Below are 23,128 nucleotides of genomic sequence, written 5' to 3' on the forward strand. Positions count from 1 at the left end.
CAATCTGAAACCTTTCTAGCTGGTTGCGTTGCCTGTCCCAACAGAAAGCCCGGGTGGTTTTGCAGTCTAGGTGATGCGGTGCTGGCTGATTTGGATGTCGTTACAACACCAAGATTATTAGCACCTGGTGAACGACTTTTTAACCAGGGTGAAAATGCAGATCGACTGTATGTAATTTGCGGTGGGTATCTTAAGCTTACCGCCGATTCTTCTCATGGGAAGACAATGATCTTACGCGTAGCTGGTCCAGGCGCCATTCTGGGTATCCATGCCGCTATGTCGGAACGTCCCTATGAAGTAACAGCAGAAACATTGCAGGCGGCACATGTTAGATCTGTTCATAAATCCGACTTTTTGGGATTTCTTCGCCGTCATAAAGAAGCCCAGATTCGCGTAGTCCAATGTATTTGCCAGGAGTATCGTTTCGCATTACAAGACGCATGCCGTATTGCCCTGACAGATACGGTCGCCGCACGGCTTGCCCGTCTGCTCGCCGAATTGGCCCAGCAGATAGGGGAGTGGCATGATGGTGAATATCGTATTCCTTTGCTGCTGACTCACGAAGAACTGGCCTCCATGACTTGCACCACACGGGAAACAGTCACACGTACATTAGGACAATTCAAAAAAGAAGGCATTTTGTCCATCAGGGACTCGGCTGTAACGGTGCACCAGCCAGAGAAGCTGCAGGCGATGTTCTAGAAGCAGCTAAGGTCCGGTTGGCAGAAACCCAGCTAAGAACCGGATAGCTAAAAAGCGGGTAGCAGATTAGCTGAATTTGGCACTGCTTTCCCCCGCAAAGTAAAAACCTTCCAGCATTGCAAAGCGGCCAGCAGAAAATATCTCTACTGGCCGCTTTTTGCTGCTTTTAGCTATCTGTCGCGAAGCGACGCTACCCGGCTTTTAGCTATCCGGTTCTCAGCTGCTCTTAAATTACCCCTGCCATAAAGACATCGGCAACCGCAGGTGCTTTGCGGGGCCCACGCTCAAGAGCTGTAGGCGGCAGTATCAATACTGGGCAAGGCGCTTGGCCAAGGAGACGATACGCCACTCCCTGACGGGTGAGTGTTGATAGGATCGAAGCCTCTTGGGCTCCTACCACCAGAAGATCTGCTTGCTGCATTCGTGTCTGATGAAGGATCTCTTCTGTCGGATCACCAGGAACCACAATTGCCTCGACAGGCAGCGAGGTATGGTGCTCTTCGGGAATCAACTCCAAGAGATTTCTCTCCAACTCTCCAAGAGAATGTGCTTTTGCTGTTGCTCCGCGCTCTTCTTGCTTGATGACATGCTCCAAGCACAAACGGGCTCCGGCTTTGGCTGCAATATCAGCGGCTAATCCTACAACCGCTCCTGCATTTTCATGCAAACCAGTCGCGCAAAGGACGGAACGAATCCGATACCCTTGGTACGCCTGATCCACTGTTTGAGGTCCGACAATGTAGACAGGGACATGGGCCGAACGAAGTACAGCTTCGGCAACAGAGCCAACCAGAATCTTACTGATAGGTCCAGGGGCCCGAGTTCCCATCACAATACGATCGGCACTTTTTTCATGGGCGCAATCAAGAATTTGCTCAGCAGCCAACCCAGGATGCACCACGACTTCGCACGGTACTCCCGCTGCACGTGCCCTTTCCGCCCATGGCTCCAGGTTGCGCATCTCCGCCTTGGCTGCGCCAGCGTAGTCGTAATAACGAACGCCGCTGGTTTCCGAGGCAGAAACAACCAGAGTGTCATAAGCATGGAACAGGATCAGCCGTGCTGATGAGAGTTTGCATTGAGCTAATGCAAAGGAAAAGACCTTCTCATCGGCGGGAATTTCTGTAGCGAGGAGAATCGCGGATGGAACACTCCAACGATCTTTCTTGAGAGGGATCATAGAAACCTCCTGCTGCGATCACAGTGTCATTGGCAGGCAGTGTAACGCAGTGAGCATAGGCACAGCGTATGGTGACGAAAAAAATTCCTACTAGTCGTTCTATTTCGAAATTGTTCTTGAGACTTACCTTGCCGCATCTTGATACGTTGAGAGAGTCCCCCTCAAGCGGTGGTGAAGAGCACCGCAACGTGGCACCCTTCCGAAGAAGCTGCACGTGCCTGAACCCAGGACTCTACCTGAAAATTGACTCTCTAAGGGCACAGATGCGGCCATCTCTTTTTAGGATGGCCGCATCGCGCTCGAATTAATGTCCGTAGCCAGTGGATTCGAGATCGACCTTTCCACGAAACATCCTGTAAACCAGAAAGAAATACCCAAATGCCAGAAGCATCCCGAAGGCCCACCACACTAAACCGACAGCTAAGGTATGAGGACCGGACAAAGCCTTCGCAATCGTGATGTCTCTCGAACTATCACTGATAGAAGGTAGCAATGCCGGATACTGTCCATACGCAGCTCCAGCCAGCATAAAGAAGAGATAGAGGCAGGAGCAGAAGAAAGCTGAGAGATCATTTCCCTTTCGAACGAAGAAAAAGATCCCCAACAACATCAGAATCACGCCGACCGGAATGATGAAGGCTACTGGAAAGGCATAGTAGTTCGTCAGAGATTGAGGACGAATCTTCAATGTCGCAACCAGACTGACGAGAGTGACCGCAATCAGGAGGGGCCACAGGACCACGACGGTTTTCCGTGCACGCCGCTGCAGCATGCCTTCCGTTTTCGTGGCCAGCCACAAGCCCCCGTGCAAGGACAAGGCTACCAACGCGACGACTCCGCCGATTACCGTATACCAGTCCAGAATTCCCGGATTCGGTCCCACCTTCCAATTCGTCCACAAGGGCAGGAAGAAGTAGGAATCGGCTCCTATCGGTACACCGCGAATCACGTTCGCGAGAGCGGCACCATAGAAGATGATCAGCAGCGCACTGGAGAAGGTAAAGAGTCCATCGAAAAAGGCCTTCCAGGTCATGATCTCGATGTGATTTCTCAACTCGACGCTTATGCCGCGCAGAATCAACAACCAGAGGACAATCATCAGCGGTAGATAAAAACCGCTGAAGGCCGATGCATAGAGCAACGGAAAGGCGAAGTACAGAGTTCCGCCGCCGGCAAGCAGCCAAACCTCATTGCCGTCCCAGACCGGCCCGATACTACGCAGGCTGATCCGCCGCTCTTCCTCGGTACGTGCCAGAAAAAGATGTAACGCCCCGACCCCAAGATCGAAGCCGTCGAGCACCACATACCCGACAATCATGACTGCAGTAAGCCAAAACCAGATAAAACCCATCGCAGCATCCTTTGCCTTTAAGCGGCGGTCAGAGTATCAGGACTCGTAGCCGGAGCATGTGCTTCCGGCCCATGGCTAATCTCCCGGTAAATGAGCACGATAAAGAGAACCGACAGAACCGTATACAGTCCCATGAATCCCAAGAGGGTGAAGAGTCCGTTGCCAGCCGACACATATTTCGAATAGCCCTCGCTGGTTCGCATCAAGCCATAAACGAGCCAAGGCTGACGGCCAATCTCCGCAGTCATCCACCCCGCGGTATTCGCGATATAAGGAAGCGGGAAGCTCAACAGCAGAGGCCAGAGAACCCAGCGAGTGGTCGTTAGCTTGCCTCGCCACAGCAGGAAGCCGGCAATCAGCATAAGCCCTACGAAGTAGGTCCCGAGCCCTGCCATGATGTGGTAGCTGTAGTAGAGCAGCGGCAGAGTGGTCGGCCACTGGTCTTTAGGAATCTGGTCGAGTCCTTTCACCTCAGCACTGGTGGTGCCATAGATCAGGAAGCTAAGGACGTTGTTCACTCGAATCGGATTGTCAATCTGACCAGTTTCTTCATTGGGCTGTCCCATGAGAACGATGCCCGCACCCTTTTCCGTCTTAAAGAGCCCCTCCATCCCGGCCATAGCTGCAGGCTGATGTTTAGCAACATATTTGCCGTGGAGGTCTCCAGTCGGAAAGATCATCGCTATACAGGAAATAAGCCCGGCAACAACTCCGACCTTCAGGAAGATTCTGCCGAAGACCTCGTGCCGCTTTTCCAACATGTAGAAGGCACCCACGGCAGACATCACGAACGATCCCGTAACCACTGCCCCGCACATGTTGTGCATATATTGCAGCAAGCCCCAGGGATTGAATAAGAGATGCCAAAAGCTGGTTACCTCATAGGCTCCATTGGGCAGAACGCGATAGGCAACAGGGTGCTGCATCCACGCGTCGGTCACGATGATGAAGAAGCCAGAGATCCATGAACCGAAGAAGACAGCAAAGGAAGAGAACCAATGCATCCGTTTCGAGAGCTTTTTCTCACCGAAGAGAAAGAGCCCGAGAAAAGCTGACTCCAGAAAGAACGAGAAGACCCCCTCCATCGCCAACGGCTGACCAATAACGCCTCCAGTCAACCGTGAAAAATGCGACCAGTTGGTGCCGAATTCAAACTCCATCGGGATACCGGTAACGACACCCATCACAAAGTTGACGGCGAAGATCTTGCCCCAGAAACGCGCGGCCTGATGATAGGTCTCATCGTCCCGCCTCACGGCAATGGTCTTTAACACAACGATCAGCAGAGACAACCCCATCGTCAGCTGGGGAAATAGGTAGTGGAAGGTTACGGTATACGCAAAGTGAATGCGATGAAGGACCTGCGCGTCCATTCAGAAACCTCGATCGGGGAATGGGTAAACACTTCTACTCTCACCTAAATAGAGTCCGCAGGGAACAAGTGGGGCGCATCATTCTCGAATCTCAGCTGATTTTCCCACCTTGCGATACGATGAAAGCAAAAGAGTTTCCCTTCTCTTCCCTCCAGAACTCTAGTACTACTTCCCGATACTCGATGTGATCCATATCACCCGTTCGCCCAGAGCCATTCTCAATTACGGCTTCCCAAATTCTTCTGCATCCAAGCTTGAGAACCCCTATATCGCTCTTCAAGGAAAAGACATTATGCAACGTCTAGAGAACCGCACTGCAATTGTGACCGGCTCCAGCTCGGGGATTGGACAAGCCATTGCGCTGCGCCTGGCAAAAGAGGGGGCAAACGTGGTCATCGATTATGTCGGCCATCGCGAAGGGGCAGATGAGACGTTACGGCTGATCGAAGCCGGGGGAGCCTCGGCCATAATCGTGCAGGCTGACATCTCCAGAGAAGAAGACATCGAAAAGCTGATAACCCAGGCATGGGAGCGCTTTGGAAACGCTGACATCCTGGTCAATAACGCAGGCATGGAGAAAAAGGCAGGGTTCCTCGATGTCACTTGGGCAGATTACGAGCGAGTTCTGGGGGTGAATCTTCGTGGGCCATTTTTCCTCACCCAGGCCTTTGTCCGGCGTCTGCAGAATGCGGAGAAGTCCGGAAAGATTATCAACATCAGCTCGGTTCATGAGGACATGGCCTTCCCTGGATTCTCCACTTATTGTTTGAGTAAGGGAGGAATGCGCATGTTCACGCGCGATTTGTCTGTAGAGCTGGCCCCGTTCGGCATCACGATCAATAATGTTGCTCCCGGAGCAATTGCAACTCCGATCAACAAGACTCTTTTGAATGACAAGCCAAAACTTGAGTCCCTTCTGTCAAAAATCCCCCTTCGCCGCATGGGAACTCCCGAAGAAGTTGCAAACGTGGTCGCATTCCTTGCATCCGGGGAGGCAGATTACATCACGGGAGCCACACTGACTATCGACGGCGGGCTCACCCGCGAGTATCACGAGCAGTGACGATTATCTGAAGATCCGGCACCACTCCACCAATGGAATAAACCTACACACAAAAGGGAAAGACTACAGCGCACATGCATCTCTTTCGAGTTTGGGCACCCAAAGCACAGAAGATTGAAGTAGAAACCAGCGGGAAATTCTTTCCTCTTGAACACCAGGAAAATGGCTGGTGGACTCTTGCTCTCGAAACAGCTGGTCCGGGATCGGACTATGCCTTTCGTCTAAATAGAGAAGGACCCTCCGTACCCGACCCACGCTCATTGTGGCAACCCAAGGGTGTCCATGGGCTCTCTCGCGTTCTCGATCATTCGGCATTCTCTTGGTCGGATCAGGGCTTTCAGGCTCCACCGTTATCGAGCGCCATCATTTATGAACTGCATATTGGAACCTTCACCCCCGAGGGAACCTTCGATGCCGCAATCTCCAGGCTGGATTATTTGCTCGACCTCGGAATCACACATATCGAATTGTTGCCAGTCGCGTCTTTTCCTGGAAAGAGAGGATGGGGTTATGACGGTGTCGATCTCTTTGCCCCGCAGGAAGCATATGGAGGACCGGAAGGACTGAAGCGCTTCGTAGATGCCTGCCATAGGAAGGGACTCGCTGTTCTCCTGGACGTTGTCTACAACCACCTTGGCCCGGATGGGAATTATCTGGGTATGTTCGGACCGTACTTCACCTCTCAGCACAATACTCCGTGGGGCGAAGCGGTGAATCTGGAGGATGCGGAGAGCTACGAAGTCCGGCGCTTCTTCTGCGACAACGCCATCATGTGGCTGAAGGACTATCACTTCGATGGGCTTCGCCTGGACGCGATCCATGCTTACATTGATCGCTCTGCAACACACTTCCTTGAAGAACTATCGACCGAGATAGACGATCTTGAAGCCCATCTTGGCCGCAATCTCGTCTTGATTGCCGAAAGCGACCTGAACGATCCACGCGTCATCCTTCCTCGCGAAGCGCACGGTTATGGAATGGATGCGCAGTGGAGCGACGATTTCCATCATGCGCTGGTTACTCTGCTGACGGGAGAAAAGGAGGGCTATTACGAAGATTTCGGAGAAATTGCTGATTTGGTCGAGGCATTACAGTCCGCATTCATCTTCGATGGAAGATATTCCCCCTTTCGCAAACGCAGGCACGGGCACATGGCTGAATCGTCGGTGCCCGGCTGGCGTTTCCTGGGCTACTCGCAGAATCACGACCAGATTGGCAATCGAGCCAAGGGAGAACGCCTTGCCCACCTCGTTACATCAGGAAAGGCGAAGATAGCCGCAGCCTTGGTTCTCACGGCGCCGTTTGTACCGATGCTCTTTCAGGGCGAAGAATTCGCAGCCTCTACCCCGTTTCTTTATTTCACCGATCACGAAAACAAAGAGCTCGGCAAACTTGTCTCTGAAGGACGGAGCAAGGAATTCGCAACCTTTGGATGGAAGCCGGAGGATGTTCCCGATCCTCAAGAAAAAGATACTTTTCTCCAGTCGAAGCTGATCTGGGAAGAAGCGGCACAAGATACACACGCAGAGATGTTGGCCTGGTATAAGGCTTTGATTCGACTCCGCCGTAGCGAACCGGATCTTACCTGCGGCCGACTCCATTACGGCAATGTGATGTACGACGAGGACGACCGCTGGATTATCGAAAAACGAGGAAAGGTCTGGATCGCCTGCAATTTGGGGGATGAAGATCTTGTGCTGGAATTACCTTCCGGAGTACAACTACTACTTGGATCGGAAGTATCGGTAACACTTACAGATGATGAGCTAACGGTGCCATCCGATACTGTCGGAATTATCAAACTGGCAGACTCCGATTAAGCGCTGCGATACAAAACAAATTTATGGCATTTATGAGCAGCTCTCTTCCAACAGAGAGTTGCTCAACTCTTCGCGATTCTGTTTTATAGCGATGCAGACAGTGTTCTAAATTCGCGCCCCATCCGGATTGTTGCTGTTGGAACAATCCGATAGCCTGCGAATGCCTCTGGGGTATACTCAGGCAGACAAAAGGCTCGTCGATGAAACTGTCATCTTTCACCTCAACTTTCAATCTGCTCGAAAGATTTCGGGAGGGAGACGAGACTGCCTTTAATCAGCTCTTCACGAAATACAAGCCCAGATTAGCGGTGCTGATCCGCTACAAACTTGGTACACCATTACGTGAACGCGTTGAGGTAGATGACATCCTGCAAGAGGTGTTTTTAACGGCTTCAAGAGATATTCAGAAGTTTAGTTACCGCTCTTCCGGAAGTTTCATGAGATGGATTTCCAGTATCGTCGATCACGTCATCATCGACGAAGTCCGCTCCCAGACTAGTCAAAAACGATACGCAAAAGAAATAGTCGGTTTTCGATCCGCGAGCAATCCGGGAGGGCCCGAACCACGGGACTTGCAGACACCTAGTCAGATTCTGATACAGCAGGAATCGGTCGACAGGCTATTGGCACGCCTGGATTCCTTGCCTGCCGATTATCGCGATGTAATCCTGATGGCCAAGCTCGAAGGCCTTTCTTCTTCAGAAATTGCTGAGCGGTTAGGAAGAACTCGCGAGGCCGTAGCTGTTTTGCTACATCGAGCTCTCCAGCGCCTGCGCGCTCTAGGGGAGGAAGAACGATGAACACGCCGGAACAAAGCGCAAGTTCGTCCGTTCCCGATGAGTCGCACAAAGAACAACGCATAGCCCAGGCTCTCGCAGACTATGTTGATCTCCTCGCAAAAGAGGAGACGCCGGATCTCGAAGAGTTCTGCAAAATCCATCCGGGCATTGAATTCGAGCTGCACCGGGAACTCGAAGTATTTCAGCAAATCGATGTTGCCCTGGATCCTCCTGCAACCGATACACCAGAGAACTCGAAGCAGCCAAGCCCGGAAAAACTCTCGGGCCACCGCATCGTAAGCGAAATCGGATCTGGAGGAATGGGATGCGTTTATCTTGCCATCGATGAACGCCTGGGACGCAAGGTCGCAATCAAGACTTTGAAGGAGCAGTACTCCAATATATCTCTCTTGCGCGCACGGTTCATGCACGAAGCGCAGGCAATGGCCAAGCTCAGTCATCCGAATATCGCCCGCATCTATAACCTCGGCGAGCCACAAGAGCCTCCCCATTTTGTCATGGAGTATCTGGAGGGGCGCCCTCTTACCGAAGCAGCTGCTCCTTTGTCATTGAAGCAAAAGATCGAACTTGTACAGAAGACGATTCTAGCTGTCGATTTTCTGCATCAGCATCAGATCCTCCACCGGGATTTGAAACCCGCCAATATTCTCGTGGGACAGGATCTAGAGCCTAAACTGCTTGATTTCGGCTTGGCGCTCCACGCAGACGATCTGAAAAGCCGCGTCACCACAACAGGAGATTTGCTGGGGACTCCGGAGTACTTTTCGCCGGAACAAACTCGTAGTGATGCAACTCTGGATGTTCGTAGCGATGTCTTTTCGCTGGGAATCATCCTCTACGAAGTACTCACGGGATCGCTGCCCTTTCATGGAGAAAACGTCACAGAACTGCTCACCAGTATCCGTGCACAAGAACCGATTCTTCCTCGCAGGCTCAACTCTCTTCTTCCGCGAGGGCTCCAAAATATTTGTCTGAAGGCACTCGAGAAGGAGCCTGAAGATCGATACGCTTCTGCCCGTGAAATGGCGACAGACATAGAACGATTCCTGGCAGGAGAAGAAGTACTCGCAGTGCCGACCTCCTATTCCCGACTCATCACAGGTCGAATTGAGAACCACCTAAAAGAATTAAACGGATGGAAGCAGGATCAGGTAATCTCCGACTCGGAATACGACGCATTGCACAAGGCATATGGCAGACTTATCGAGCCAGAAGATGCATGGATTATGGAGACGCGTCGTCTATCGCTTCCTCAGGTCTGTCTTTATCTAGGCGCGTGGACCATGGTAGTCGGTGCAGCCCTGGTCTTTCTCTTCCATATCCCGATACTCAAAGGAAGTCTGGCCATATTCGTTGCAGGTTCTGCTGCCGCTTCTACGTCGTACTTCGGTATTCGCAACTGGAAAGCGGAACAGTACCGGTTCGCAATCGCCTATCTGCTTGCCTTCTGTCTCTTACTGCCGGTAGCTCTACTTGTCACTATGGGCGAAATCGGAGTGTTCTCAGGATTCACAAAGGGACGTAGTGACCTGGAACTGTTCTACAAATTCAGTACCTTCAAGAAGACTACAAATGCGCAACTGTGGTGGACACTCTTGTGTTCTCTGCCTGTCTATATCTGGCTGCGGCGATTCACAGAGAGTTCTGTATTCTCACTGGTCTTCGCAACGATGGCATCTCTCTTCAGTCTGACAACCATACTCCGCTTGGGGATGCTGGAGTGGCTGGACAACGATCCAGGCCGGATCTATTTCTACTTCATTCCAATCGCATTCTGCTTCTTTGTGGCAGGAACGGTGCTGGAGCACTTCGGACGGAAGAATGATTCTCGCTATTTCTATCCGTTCGCTGTTGTCTTTACCTTCGCAGCATTCAGCGGATTGGCTGTCTTCCATGATCCTTATGCAAAATGGCTGCAGTCCGTTGCTCCCTGGACACGAGGCCAAATCGAATACCTGTTCATGATCAATGCAGGGATCTACCTGCTTCTCCAGAGTATCTTCGAACGATTCCATTCGGCTCAGCTACGTGCTGTGGCCAAAGCGTTTCGTTTCGTCCTTCCCGGGCATGTGATGACATCTCTACTCTTGCTGGGATTGACGGCATCGGATCGATGGAAAGATTCTCCTACCGCAATTGCAATGCGAACCGAAGCTCGTACCTTCGAGGTCTTGCTACCTGTCGTTGCCTGCGCGTTTATTTTTGGCAGCATTCCAAAGCAGATGAAAAACTTCTTTGCTACTGGATTGCTCTTTCTTGCGATTGGCATCGTCCGCTTGCAGCAGGATCTCTTCCGCGATCATGCCATATGGTCTATTACGTTGCTGCTGATCGGGGCCGCCTTAATGTTGGGTGCCAGCCGGTACACTTCTATCCGTTCCGCGATTCTCCATAAGCTAGATCGAGTCCGATAAAAATCTTCATAATTCTTTTCTAAAGACTGTAATACTCCGTCTCCTATTACGCTTACCCGTTACATGAGCCCGAGAAGAGTGATCGAAACCTCGAGCCAATGCGTTTCACTCTTCAAAACACTGAAGAGGAGCAAACGCTGGAAGGAGACCCCATGAAAATACTCGCATTACCATTTCTTGTTCTCTTCTGCCTCATCCTTGCTGGATGTCCAGCATCATCCGTGTCCCCTCTGTACTCAGAACATGATGCGGTGGTTGAGCCAGCACTGGAAGGGAGATGGGCTGACGCCAACGACAAGAATGCACAATTCCTTTTCGAAAGATCTGGCGAACATGGCTACAATCTGATGATTTCGCATTCAGACTCAAATCTTACGGAGCACTATGAAGTAAACCTCGTTCGTCTGAACGAGCAATTATTCATGGATCTCTTATTTAAGAAACAAACGGTTAACGAGAAGGAAACTGAGAAGCCATTTGGCAACATATCTGCACATATGATCGCGAAACTGGACATTTCCGGGAACGACCTCTCTTACGCACCCCTAGAAGACGATCCGATTCAGAAAGAAAATGCTTTGAACTTTATCAATACAAACGATGGCGCATTAATAACCTCGCCGACGGAAAGCTTACGCAAGTATGTAGCCGTACACTCCAGTGACGGATTTTCTAATTTCGAGCACCTTACCCGCAGAAAGTAGGTGCGCGTATTTGAGCAGATCGCAGTGGCGGTAAGCGGACAGCGTTGATCTTCAAAGTATCAATCGTTCCCGATATGAAAGTCTCAGAGGACCAACTTTAGCTCGCGCTGCTTCACTTCACCGCAAGCCGGGACCCCTCAGGACAGGTGTTTTTCGTGTTCTGGGGTGGGGATGACGAAGTAATCCTGATGCGTCCGTGTTGCCAGTAGGCATTAAAGCTCCTTTGCGGACCGTGTACTGTCTCTCCAATGAATGCTTGAGCTGGCGTGTTTCACCCCAGTTGACCGGCTCAACGCATTCAGGTGATTTAAATCACAGTCAAAAGGAGCAAGATGTTGCTCTTCTTAATACATGATTCCGATGCATGGTGGCCTCGACTATAACCAATGCCCTTTCCTGGTGATCTGGGAAGTAACTCAGGCCTGCGATCTGGCCTGTAAACATTGCAGGGCTGCCGCTCAGCCTCTGGCTCATCCCGATCAGCTGACAACCGAACAGGGACACAAGCTGATCGACCAAATCGCCGAGATGCAGGTGCCGATCTTCGTCATTACTGGCGGCGATCCCATTAAGCGTCATGACATCTTCGATCTGGTAAAGTATGCGACCGGCAAAGGCGTCCACACGGCATTGACTCCAAGTGCCACTCCATTGCTCACGCGAGAAGTAATCTTCAAGCTCAAAGAGGCCGGGTTGGTCCGGCTGGGTGTCAGCCTGGATGGATCGACACCGGAGATTCACGACAACTTCCGCGGTCTGGAAGGGGCCTATGCACGCACCATCGAAACCGTCCGCTGGGCCAATGAAGCAGGAATTCCAATCCAGGTGCACACAACGGTAAGCCGTCATAATGCTCACGATCTGGACCGGCTATCTGCACTTCTCCACGAACTTGAGATTGTGATGTGGAATGTCTTTTTCCTGGTCCCGGTCGGACGTGGCAAGACAGAAGATCTTCTGGATGGCGCCGAATTTGAAAAGGTCTTTTCCAAGCTGTTCGAGCTTTCGAAGCAGGTTCCCTTCCAGATCAAAACGACAGAAGCAATGCACTACAGGCGCTATCTTCTGCAGCAAAATATTGCCGAACAGAGACGGGAGCAGGCAGTGCATCCGGAAGACAAGATTCATGCCAAGACAATTGGCTGGGCAACACGCCGTGTCAATGACGGTAAAGGATTCGTTTTTGTCTCCCACACGGGGAATGTCTATCCCAGCGGATTTCTCCCGATTTATGCCGGAAATGTTAAAAATCAACCATTAGCAGATATTTACCGGGAAGCAGCCGTCTTCCAAGCGCTCCGTGACAGCTCACAGCTCAAAGGAAAGTGCGGGGCATGTGAATACAAGGAGATCTGCGGAGGCTCCAGAGCCAGGGCTTACGCATTGACTGGAGACTTTTTAGCCGAAGAGAGTTGTTGCATATACCAGCCGAAGGGTTACCATCCTGAAGAACACGTTAAGCTTGTAATGGAGAAGTAAACAGGGAAAGGTACAGGCGTGCCATGCGGGTGGCGGTAATCGGTGGGGGCATCTCCGGTCTGAGCGCAGCGTTGGAACTGGAAAAGGCACGCGCAGCCGGACGGTCAGTTGATTATGTTCTTTTCGAAAAGAGAGATCGCCTGGGAGGGTGCATCTACTCGGAATCGGTCAACGGTTGCGTCGTTGAAGGTGGTCCTGATTCTTTTCTGACAGAAAAGCCTGCAGCCATCAAACTATGCCGTGAACTTGGCATCGGTGACGATCTTGCGGGTTCAGATGACGGTTCCAGAAAAACATACATCCTTCTGCGGAAAAGGCTTGTTCCTCTTCCCGACGGGCTGATGTTCATGGTACCGACAAAGCTGATTCCAACCGCATTTTCCCGCCTCTTCTCGTTAAAGACAAAAGTTCGAATGGCATTCGAGCTGTTGCTTCCGCCACGCCCAAGTGGAAAAGACGAATCCGTGGCGGAACTGGTCACGCGCCATTTCGGAGCGGAGGTTGTCGATAACCTGGCATCCCCCTTGCTCTCAGGCATCTATGGCGGCGAAGCTACGGAACTGAGCGCTCGAACGGTACTGCCCCGCATGGTGGAAATGGAGACCAAGTACGGCAGTTTGACCCGCGGAATGCTAGCAGCTCACGCCAAAATGAAGAAACAGCTGCCAGCTTCTTCCAATGGGCAAAAACCTCGCTCGCTATTCACCTCTCTCAAAAGCGGTATGCGGCAGATGGTTGAAGCGGTGGAGAAAAGACTGCCTAAGGAGAAGATCCGCTGCGAAGTCTCGGTCTCCAACCTGGAAAAGAGTGGCTCCGGATGGGTGCTGACTACTTCAACAGGGAAAGAATCTTTTGACGCAGTTCTTCTTGCCCTACCCGCCTGGGCCTCGGGATCTTTGCTGAAAGGCATCGACGGGGAGCTCAGCCAGAATCTGAGCAACATTCCCTATTCCTCATCGATCACGGTGACCTTTCTCTATCGCAAGGATGAAGTGGAGCCTCTACCACCGGGTTTTGGCTTCCTCGTTCCATCGACAGAGGGAATGAAGATGATGGCCTGTACTTTCACCCATCGCAAAATCCCTCGTCCAGGCATGGAAGGCAAAGCTGTTCTTCGCTGCTTCCTGGGAGGTATGAAGAACGAAGGCCTTTTAGGCAAGAGCGATGAGGAACTGGAAAACATCATCCGTGAAGAACTGAAGCAGGTTCTTGGAATCACAGCGGAGCCGGAAGACGTCCGCATCTATCGGTGGAATAGAGCCATGGCACAATACACGGTAGGCCACCAGCAACGAGTAGAACGTATTACCGAACGAGTGAAGCTGCATCATGGTTTGGCCTTGGCAGGAAACGCCTTTGACGGAATCGGCGTGCCGGACTGCATCCGTTCCGGCCAACATGCGGTAGAGGAGCTGTTGTCAGAGCAAGCCCAGGATGCAAAGACAGCTGACACAGCCATCCATTCAATGGCCGATTCCCAGTAATGAAGTGAAGAGTATTCCTGGAACCGGAATAGGACAGGCTATTCCAGTGAATCCAATCTGTAATTGGAATCTCCGCAACTCCAAGAAGAAGATTGCCTTACGTACTGAATCAGCACCTGCCCCCGCAGGAAGGCAGACCGAACTTTGATGAGTTTTTGCACACGGAGTTACCAGAAGAAGATTCACCGGTATTTGCTTATCGTTGCCGGGCTGCTCGCTTTGACAGCTCGTGTCCCGCAAGCTATCGGACAAGGAATTACGACTGGCTCAATTCGCGGGCGCCTGCTTTCAGTCGACGGTGCTCCTGAAGCAGACGCAGCCGTCATGGTGCAGAACGTCGGAACCCAAGTTCAATTCAAAAGGACCACCTCAGCGGATGGAGACTTCGTCTTTCCTAACCTGCCCATCGGAAAATATTTGCTTCATATAGAAATTTCCGGCTTTCAGACACTGGAAAAGCAGCTGCAAGTCCAAACCGGGGAAACAACAGCTACAGGCGACCTGCAACTCGAACTGGAAGCCTCTCAGGTTGTAGAGGTAGAAGATAAACCTTCAAAGGCTCCTCGCAGTGAGGCACAAACCTCTCTTACCTTCACAGCTTCCATGCTTGAAGATCTTCCTCTTCTCAATCAGTTCTCTAAACTTGCGGAATTGATTCCCGGCACAGTAGCAACGGAGACGCAGAGCTTCTCTATACCCGCATATATCGCACGTCTTCAAAGTGGCAACTTTTCCGTCAACGGACGCAGCTTGCGCTCAAACAATTTTCAGATCGACGGCCAATTGAATAACGACAACACCGTTGGCGGAGTGCAACTGGATATCTCAAACGAAGATGCCCTTGAAGAGGTCCAGGTCGTTACAAATAATTTCCGGGCTCAATACGGACGAGGGACTGGAGCGATCATCAATATGGTCACTCGTTCAGGAACCAATGGCATTCACGGCAGTGCCTTCGAATACTACACCGGTTCCTGGCTCAGTTCGCTTCAGAACACGCAAAAGAATCCTGTATTCGGCTATTGCACTCCTAATCAAACACCGGCAAAAGATAAATGCATCAAGCCAACGGTTCCACGCTCTGTAACCAATGAGTGGGGAGGAACGCTGGGTGGACCTCTTCTCCGCAAGAAGATGTGGGCCTTTGGAGCAACGGAATGGCTCAATATCCGAAATGGCAATACCCTCTATACCTCACAGCCCTACGTCACACCGACGCTCACGGGATTACAAACGTTAAAGCAATACGCCGGAGATACTCCGGCCATCGCATCTCTGGTTCAGTACGGTCCGTATGCAACGGCAATCGGAGACCCGCATTCGGTTGGCAAACCACTCAACGCCTCGATCAGCATTGGGGGAACAAGACGTAACGTAGAGTTTGCTCCAGTTGCACGCTCCATGCAGCAACGGACCGATGACCAACAGCATGTTGGACGACTTGACTGGCAGATCAACGACGAAAACCATCTCTTTCTTCGATATCTCTATCAAGGGGAATTACAGAGCCCCGGTGGCGGATCCGTAGCTACAGCCAGTTTCGTAAACACCAGTCGCACAGGCCACTCCATTACCTCGGACTGGACACATTCCTTCAGTCCTAACTGGGTCAACCAACTGCGCTACAGCTTCCAGCAAGCCAAACTCAATCTCGAAGGCGGCGCAGTTCAAGATTGTCTGGTTACCAATCCCTCAGACTGCCCGGCGCAGATCATCATCAATGGGTCGATTCAGGGACTAAAGGTGGCTGGATATGGCTTTCCAAACTACTATCCACAGGGCCGGACCATGAAGACCAACCAGGTTCAAAACAATGCGACCTGGACAAGCGGCAAGCATACTATGGCCTATGGGATTGAGTATGACTATCAGAACTCTCCCCATACGACTCTGCCGTATTACGACGGCAGCTTTAGCTTCAGCAATTTCACTAATTTTCTGAATGACATTGGAACTCTGCGTATTGCCGACGGAAATCTCGTGAAGCACTTCACGGAACAGGATGCAGCAATCTATGTCTCCGATGACTATCGCATTCTGCCGTCGCTTACGCTCAGCCTCGGATTGCGTTGGGAGTTCTACGAGAATCCGATAAATATTCTTCACGATCTGACGATGAAGCGTGAATCTGGTGCTTCCCATCTTTGGTCAACAGGTATTCCTCTTGCTCAACGCACCTTCCCGTCAATCGGGAATTACTACAAAAACTTCGAGCCCAGAATTGGTTTCGCCTGGAGCCCAGCTGCCCTTGAAAACAGAATGGTCGTTCGAGGTGGCTACTCAATCGGCGTAGATCCTGCTCTCTATGCCATATACCTTGACGCTGCAACCTCTGCACCGGTAGTTAACCTGGGCAGCATCGCCTGCACAGGAGCAGGCGGAAACATAGGAAGCGATAAGTCGTGCCTTCCTGCTACCGGAACGGGCGGAGCTGCTGTACGCGCGCAAAATCTTGAATTCCTGCCTACCAGAACAGCAAACCCCAACAGCCGAGATCAGACAACGGTTTCCTCCAACCTCAGACAGCCCTATGCACAGTTCTTCGCCCTGGGACTTGAGTACCAGATACATCCGGCAATCACCTTCTCTGCCGGATACGTGGGGGACCATAGTGTAGGCGATTTGCAAAGTTTGAACGGGAATCCGAGGTTGGACTCGGTCGTGAGCAGCTTTCCTAACTTCAACTCACCAACTCTGTGTACAACAAGTCCGGAAAACAAGAATCCCGTCGGCATCGGAAGGCCTAACTGCTCTCGAAACCTGGTAAGGACAAGAGCTAACACTGCCTTCTCTATCTATCATTCGGCAGTTGCCGGACTCAAGTTTGAATCCTTCCATGGCGTCTCTGCTATTGCCGCTTATACATTCGGCAAAGCTATCGATAATGCCAGCGAGATCTTCAGTGCAGGACAAGGTGCCAATACCGACACCTTTGCCGAGAATCCACTCGACACCAACATCAAGGAGCGAGGAGTAAGCAGCTACTCGTTTCCGCATATCGTGAGTCTGGGACTCGACTGGGACATTCCTTTACTCCAGGATCAAAGCACGAACATGGCCAAGATGTTCGGAGGATGGTCCTTCAACGCTATTTATGCCTACCATTCGGGCCAAGCTTTTACACCATTCCAGCAGGTAACCTCTGCCATTCTTGACAGTAGCTTCTGCGATGCTTCTTTCGATAATGCCTTCAACATCGTTTCTACCTCGACTGGAGCTGTCTCCGATTGCAGGCCCGTGCTTAGCAATCCTCGCGCGCCGCTGAATAAGGTTGGGATTTTGCTCAATGGCACACAAGCTGCCAACTCGGCAACACAAGGAGCTGGCTACTATCTCTACAACGCAACAGATACGGATAAGACCTCGAAGACCTATGGACGACTGAATCAACCCGTAGATCCAAGCAATGTGCACTGGCTCTGGAATAACAAGAATCTTGCAGAAGCTTTAGGAAATCCCTTCCCGGGGGTCTCGCGGAATACCCTTCGAGGTAGGGCCTATAACAATCTGGATGCCAGCTTATATAAAGAATTCCCGATAACAGAGCATGCAACTTTGGAGCTTCGAGCAATCGTAGAGAACCTCTTGAACTATCAGTACATCCAGGTCCCGGATAACAACCTTGAGGATGTGAACCCGCTCTCCTCGGTAAATCCCTTCATGAATGCTGCCTTCCAGACCTCGAATAATCGGACAGTGCAACTGGGAGTGAGGGTGAGCTTCTAGAAGCGAAGCAGTAAGAGCCAAGCGCCTCAAGGCACTTGATGGTCAGCTATATTCGGTAAAGCTGTGCTGAAGTAAGGGTGTGAAGTGCTCTAAAACTTGAATGGCCCTCCGACATGTCGGAGAGCCATTCAAACTACTTATCCGGATGAAGCTTATGCATTCACATGCTTTTGCTTGTGTCCCACAAAGCCGTAGAAGGTGATGTACAGATAACAAATCACCGGAAGAACGGCAGCATAGTAGAAGCCAAACTTATCGGTCAGCCAACCGAGGAAAACCGGAAGGATAGCTCCACCAACAACGGCTGTCATAATAAGTCCCGATCCTTTGCTGGTCATCGGTCCAAGTCCGGTAATTCCCAGCGCAAAGATATTGGGGAACATAATGGAGTTAAAGAAGCCGCACAAAATCAGGCTCCAGACGGCAAGCGGCCCGGTCGTCGACATCGAGACCGCAACACAAACTACTGCGCACAAGCCAAAGACTCCAAGCAACTTACCGGCGTTAAATTTGGTCATCAGACCGGAGCCTAGCAACCTGCCAATCAGCGCTCCACCCCAGTAATAGCTGGTCAGCTTTGCGGCATCGGCAAACGAGAGACCTGCTACCTGCTTCAATCCAAAATAACCGACCATGAACTGGGCCAGGCCAACCTCTACACCGACGTAGAAGAAGATACCGATTGTAGCCAGAACCGTATGGCGATAGCTCCAGATGCTACGGCCAAGAATGGGATCTCCCTCTTTGGCCGGACGAAACTCCTTTGTGGCCTGCAGCGTGGGAAGATGAGCAAGAGAAACAGCCAATGCCAACAGCACAAGTGCCGCGGCGATGATCTCGTAAGGTGTACGAACCGTACTGGCGATACCAATCTTATAGTTAATCTGTTCCTGTGCAGACTTGGTCGCAAGCTGTGCGGCTGTAAGTACCTCATTGTGCTTCAAGATAAAGGCCCCAGCAATCAGTGGAGCGATCATTCCGCCTGTAGAGTTGAAGGCCTGCGCCAGATTCTGACGAATCGGAGCTGTCGATTCCTGACCAAGAGCAGAGACATAAGGATTTGCTGAAGTCTGCAAAGCTGCTACGCCAGCCCCGACAACAAAGACGGCGGTAAGGAATAGCCAGAAGCTTGGGATACTCGCAGCGGGAAGGAACAAAAGGGCTCCAACCATCTGGACGAGCAGCGAAACCACCATCGTCTTTTTGTACCCGATCACCTCAATCAGCTTCGATGTCGGCGAAGAGACTACGAAATATGCGGTAAAGAAAGCTCCATTGGCCAATGCTGCTTGTAGCCAGGGGAGGTCGAATACCGATCGCAAGTGAGGTACCAACTGCATATTCAGGTTGGTAATAAACCCGAAGATGAAATAAAGAACTGTAACGGTAATAAACGGGCCGATGTAGCTCGGCTCTTGAGTGGTGGCATTTGTCGTAGTAGCTTTTGTGCTCATCCGAAAAGAATCCCCGCTTTGTTTTCAAATTTGCCCGGTTAGGCAAGATATCAACCCGCATTGACGGCCGGATACTTCTTCCAGCTGTCAACAATCGAGTGTCTGGTTTCACACAACACTATACGTGAAGACACCATTCAGGGTAGGATGCCGAACACCGAGTATTCTTTTCCCAGATGAGAAGTGCAGATTAGCAACTATTTCTCTCTCGAAACGCATAAGTACCGCTCGCATCATCTCCCGAGAGTGCTCCCGAATGCCCTCTATTCATACCTTGCACCCGCCTTCCGGGAATGAAACCAGCTCATTCGGGATTTTCCCTTTCCCAGCATGAAGCTCACCTGATTCCTAACCGATGACTCAGGAGAGAAGGGCCATTGAAGCAATCTTTTCCCATTCTTAGGCACATCCTTCTGTTTTCTTCGTTGGCGGGCTGCTTTTATGCTTCCATGCCCGCACTTGGACAGCAGCCACCTAATCGCGACATAGCGAAGGTGCACGCTCTTCCCTTCGAGCAGGGGGCAAAGAAGCTTCCAGTACGCATCACGGGCATTGTTACCAGCCACGATCCAGCCTTTCGATACCTGTTTCTACAGGACAAGACTGATGCCATCTTTGTGTGGAATTTGCCGGAAGAGAAGCTACACCCCGGAGACCTACTGGAAATCACGGGGAATACAGAGGGGAGCTTCCGAACCAGGATCAAAGCCACTGCCATCCGCAAACTGGGAACTGGCACTTTACCGATTCCGACACCTAGCAACTTCAGAAGAATCATCTCCGGAGAAGACGATTGCCGTTATGTCCGAATCGAAGGAAAGGTCCAAGCCACCTCCGTTCAAACATGGGCAGAGCAATCCGTGCTCGTACTTGAGCTGCGGATACCGGGAGGACATGCAGTCGCTCAAATCAGGCACTTTGCACCCGAAGATGCAGCCCGTTTGATTGGTGCCGACATTTCGCTGCAAGCTGTGGCGGGTGGCATCTTCGACGGAATGATGCAGATCATGGCCGCACGTCTGATTGTCGAGAACATCGATCAGGTCAAGGTCTTGCGCCAACGGACAGAACAAATTGGCAATCTGCCATTTACGCCTCTAGACGAGGTCATGAGCGGTTTCTCGGAAGAAAATTTCAGCAAGAGAATACGTGTTCGCGGAATCTTGACCTTTTATCAGCCCGGCGTGCAGATGGTCCTGGAGGAAAATGGGCGTTCTCTACAGATCAGCATGAAGGATCAACGACCGGTGCCTATCGGAAGCCTCGTCGAAGCAACCGGATTCCCCGACGATCAGATGTACTCTCCTAGTCTGCGTTGGGGTCAGATTCTTGCCGTAAAAGAAGTTCACTCCACGGAAGCAATACCTATCACATCCGCCGATGCACGGGCAGGCCTCTACAATTTCCGGCTGGTAAAAATGACGGGCACGGCAGTCGCCCAAGTATCGAGCGACAAATTAGACCTCCTCGACCTAGAATCGGATGGCCGACTGGTACGAGTGATTTTCCACAAAAGGGATCATCAACGCCTTCCCCTAATTGCCCAGGGCTCCAAGATTGAAGCTGTTGGAGTCTCCTTTGTTGAAAAAGAAGGAACCTGGAACAGCCCGGGATCCTTTTCGCTGCAATTGCGTACCCCCGGAGACATCACGATCTTGCATAAACCATCCTGGTGGACCGTCCGGCACATGCTTGTCCTGGTGCAGTGGCTCTCGGGAGTAGTCTTTCTCTCACTGGCGTTCTTATGGATTCTGCAGAGAAAGGTGGTCCGCCAGGCTCGCATTTATCGCAAGACCGTGGAAGAAGCGGCATCGGAAGCGATGCGCCGCGGCAGAATCGAAGCGCAAAGAAGCCGAGTACTGGAAGCAATCAACAGCCGGATGCCGCTTAACGAGGTTCTCGCACTTATTAAGGGATTCCTGGAAGAACAATTACCAGGTTGTACTTGCACAATCCGTCTCACTGTCTCCAGCCAGGGAACTATCGAGATCGCCAATAGAGAGGGCTCTCATCCCGAGGTGGAGCATCTGATTCTGGGAGGTAATGGTGAGATATTAGGCGTTCTTTCTCTGGTATCTGAGAACGAAGCTTTAACGCCAGAAGAAACAAAAGAAAGCCTGGATATCAGCTGTAACCTGATCGCACTTGCCATCGAAAATCGTCAGGTGTTTGGAGATCTGCTCTACCGCTCCCAATATGACCAACTAACCGGCATTCCCAATCGATATCTACTCGAAAAGCGCCTACAGGAGGCTATCGAAGACGCGCGGCGGTCGCAAAAGCATGTCGGCCTGATTTACATTGATCTCGACTTCTTCAAGCTTGTCAACGACGAACATGGGCATCGTACCGGCGATGCCTACTTGCAAATCGTCGCGCAAAAGCTACTGAAACAGTTACGTAGCGGAGACACCATAGCACGGGTAGGTGGCGACGAATTCATCGTTGTCCTGCCTTCTATCGATCATCTTTCACAAATCGGACAGATGGCTTACAGGCTTCACTCTGTCTTCGATGAACCGGTGCATATTGATTCCGTCTCCATCCCCGGTGCAGCCAGCTTTGGAACTTCATCCTTCCCTGAAGATGGCGAAACCATGGACGCACTGAAACGCAAGGCTGACGAAGCCATGTATCAGATAAAAAAGAGCCATCACACTGTTGAGCTAGAGGACGAGCAAACGAAATTCGGGCCCGCCGATTTGGAATTGGCGCTCAGGCAGAACCGATTCCTTCTGCACTATCAACCTCAGTGCACCAAGGATGGTCGAATCTGTAGCGTAGAGGCTCTTTTACGGATGAGGAATACCTCCGGCCAGATTATCTTCCCGAGTGAGTTTATTCCGATTGCGGAAAGATCAGGGCTGATACTCGCGATCGGAGAATGGGCGCTCCGGACTGCATGCATTCAACTTGCGGAATGGCACAAGACCGTGGAGCCAAGCCTGATTATGGTTGTCAATGTCTCAGGACTGCAGCTTCAATCACCGAATTATGCTTCACAGGTTATTCATATCCTGAAGGAGACAGGCATTCCGCCACAGTCACTGGAACTGGAACTCACGGAAACGATCCTGCTCGAAAACATCGACTTATGTCTCGCACATATGCAGAAGTTGCGTGGCCTCGGTGTGCGCTTCTCTATCGACGATTTCGGTACAGGCTATTCCAGCCTGAGCATGGTGCACAAGCTTCCTGTCGACACCATTAAGATAGACAGGGCATTCATTCAGGGACTACATCATCAGCCCAGCACTCAACCGGTGATTCGTTGGATACTGGCCCTGGCCGAAGTGGTTCGGGTCCGTGTCATAGCAGAAGGTGTAGAAGAAAAAGAGGAGTTGGACAAACTCATTGCCGAAGGCTGCAATTACTTCCAAGGGTTCTACTTCTTTCGCCCCACGGCAACCACCGATGTTAAGCAGTTGTTGAATCAGCAAAAATCCTTGCCCGCCGGCACAGCAGATTCAACTGATTTGCAACTATCAGAGATCGAGAATGCATCGCTTTGAAGCGGAAACCCTTTGAAATCACAACTTCGAATGCATAGCGGAAAACGAATGCATTCTCTCGCCAAT

General features: G+C 51.4%; 14 protein-coding genes. 10 read left to right on the forward strand and 4 right to left on the reverse strand.

The features are described 5' to 3' along the window. The first annotated feature begins 78 nt into the window (after positions 1 to 78). Positions 79 to 702, forward strand: coding sequence for a Crp/Fnr family transcriptional regulator (locus AC6I7T_RS12125; protein ID WP_497794598.1), 624 nt, complete (start codon positions 79 to 81; stop codon positions 700 to 702). Positions 703 to 928: 226 nt separating this feature from the next. On the opposite strand, the gene AC6I7T_RS12130 is transcribed toward AC6I7T_RS12125, so the two are convergent. The 3 genes from AC6I7T_RS12130 to AC6I7T_RS12140 all read right to left on the reverse strand — a co-directional run bounded on the left by AC6I7T_RS12130 (position 929) and on the right by AC6I7T_RS12140 (position 4,606). Continuing rightward, complete coding sequence (locus AC6I7T_RS12130) at positions 929 to 1,882, reverse strand: universal stress protein (protein ID WP_497793705.1); 954 nt, start codon at positions 1,880 to 1,882, stop codon at positions 929 to 931. Between the two features lie 304 nt (positions 1,883 to 2,186). Further along, complete coding sequence (cydB, locus tag AC6I7T_RS12135; protein ID WP_497793706.1) at positions 2,187 to 3,233, reverse strand: cytochrome d ubiquinol oxidase subunit II; 1,047 nt, start codon at positions 3,231 to 3,233, stop codon at positions 2,187 to 2,189. A gap of 17 nt (positions 3,234 to 3,250) precedes the next feature. Further along, positions 3,251 to 4,606 (reverse strand): cytochrome ubiquinol oxidase subunit I, encoded by a 1,356-nt coding sequence (locus AC6I7T_RS12140; RefSeq protein ID WP_497793707.1) that lies wholly within the window; start codon positions 4,604 to 4,606, stop codon positions 3,251 to 3,253. 292 nt (positions 4,607 to 4,898) lie between these two features. Here AC6I7T_RS12140 and AC6I7T_RS12145 point away from each other — a divergent pair, with 292 nt between their 5' ends. The 8 genes from AC6I7T_RS12145 (at position 4,899) to AC6I7T_RS12180 (ending at position 18,096) form a co-directional block, all read left to right on the forward strand. Beyond that, positions 4,899 to 5,669 carry a glucose 1-dehydrogenase gene (locus AC6I7T_RS12145; RefSeq protein WP_497793708.1) on the forward strand — a complete coding sequence of 257 codons (771 nt, stop codon included), beginning with the start codon at positions 4,899 to 4,901 and terminating at the stop codon, positions 5,667 to 5,669. A 74-nt stretch (positions 5,670 to 5,743) separates the two neighbouring features. Then, the gene (gene treZ, locus AC6I7T_RS12150; RefSeq protein WP_497793709.1) at positions 5,744 to 7,489 is read left to right on the forward strand and encodes a malto-oligosyltrehalose trehalohydrolase; all 1,746 of its coding nucleotides are present in this window, start codon (positions 5,744 to 5,746) and stop codon (positions 7,487 to 7,489) included. Positions 7,490 to 7,689: 200 nt separating this feature from the next. Next, on the forward strand, positions 7,690 to 8,289 hold the full coding sequence (locus AC6I7T_RS12155; RefSeq protein ID WP_497793710.1) for an RNA polymerase sigma factor: 600 nt from the start codon (positions 7,690 to 7,692) through the stop codon (positions 8,287 to 8,289). Next, the gene (locus AC6I7T_RS12160; RefSeq protein ID WP_497793711.1) at positions 8,286 to 10,703 is read left to right on the forward strand and encodes a serine/threonine-protein kinase; all 2,418 of its coding nucleotides are present in this window, start codon (positions 8,286 to 8,288) and stop codon (positions 10,701 to 10,703) included. The genes AC6I7T_RS12155 and AC6I7T_RS12160 overlap by 4 nt, the downstream gene beginning before the upstream one ends. 152 nt (positions 10,704 to 10,855) lie before the next feature. Next, on the forward strand, positions 10,856 to 11,407 hold the full coding sequence (locus tag AC6I7T_RS12165; RefSeq protein WP_497793713.1) for a hypothetical protein: 552 nt from the start codon (positions 10,856 to 10,858) through the stop codon (positions 11,405 to 11,407). Positions 11,408 to 11,758: 351 nt separating this feature from the next. Continuing rightward, positions 11,759 to 12,886, forward strand: a complete 1,128-nt coding sequence (locus tag AC6I7T_RS12170) for a TIGR04053 family radical SAM/SPASM domain-containing protein (RefSeq protein ID WP_497793714.1) — start codon at positions 11,759 to 11,761, stop codon at positions 12,884 to 12,886. Between the two features lie 23 nt (positions 12,887 to 12,909). Next, entirely contained in the window at positions 12,910 to 14,370 is a 1,461-nt protein-coding gene (gene hemG, locus AC6I7T_RS12175) for a protoporphyrinogen oxidase (protein WP_497793715.1), read from the forward strand. A gap of 147 nt (positions 14,371 to 14,517) precedes the next feature. Beyond that, a complete protein-coding gene (locus AC6I7T_RS12180) occupies positions 14,518 to 18,096 on the forward strand; it encodes a TonB-dependent receptor (RefSeq protein ID WP_497793716.1) in 3,579 nt (1,192 codons plus the stop codon). Positions 18,097 to 18,248: 152 nt separating this feature from the next. On the opposite strand, the gene AC6I7T_RS12185 is transcribed toward AC6I7T_RS12180, so the two are convergent. Then, on the reverse strand, positions 18,249 to 19,550 hold the full coding sequence (locus AC6I7T_RS12185) for a sugar MFS transporter (protein ID WP_497793717.1): 1,302 nt from the start codon (positions 19,548 to 19,550) through the stop codon (positions 18,249 to 18,251). Between the two features lie 377 nt (positions 19,551 to 19,927). On the opposite strand from AC6I7T_RS12185, the gene AC6I7T_RS12190 reads away from it, so the two are divergent. Beyond that, positions 19,928 to 23,062 carry a putative bifunctional diguanylate cyclase/phosphodiesterase gene (locus AC6I7T_RS12190; protein ID WP_497793718.1) on the forward strand — a complete coding sequence of 1,045 codons (3,135 nt, stop codon included), beginning with the start codon at positions 19,928 to 19,930 and terminating at the stop codon, positions 23,060 to 23,062. Positions 23,063 to 23,128 lie beyond the last annotated feature (66 nt).

The organism is Humiphilus diazotrophicus (assembly GCF_059726315.1).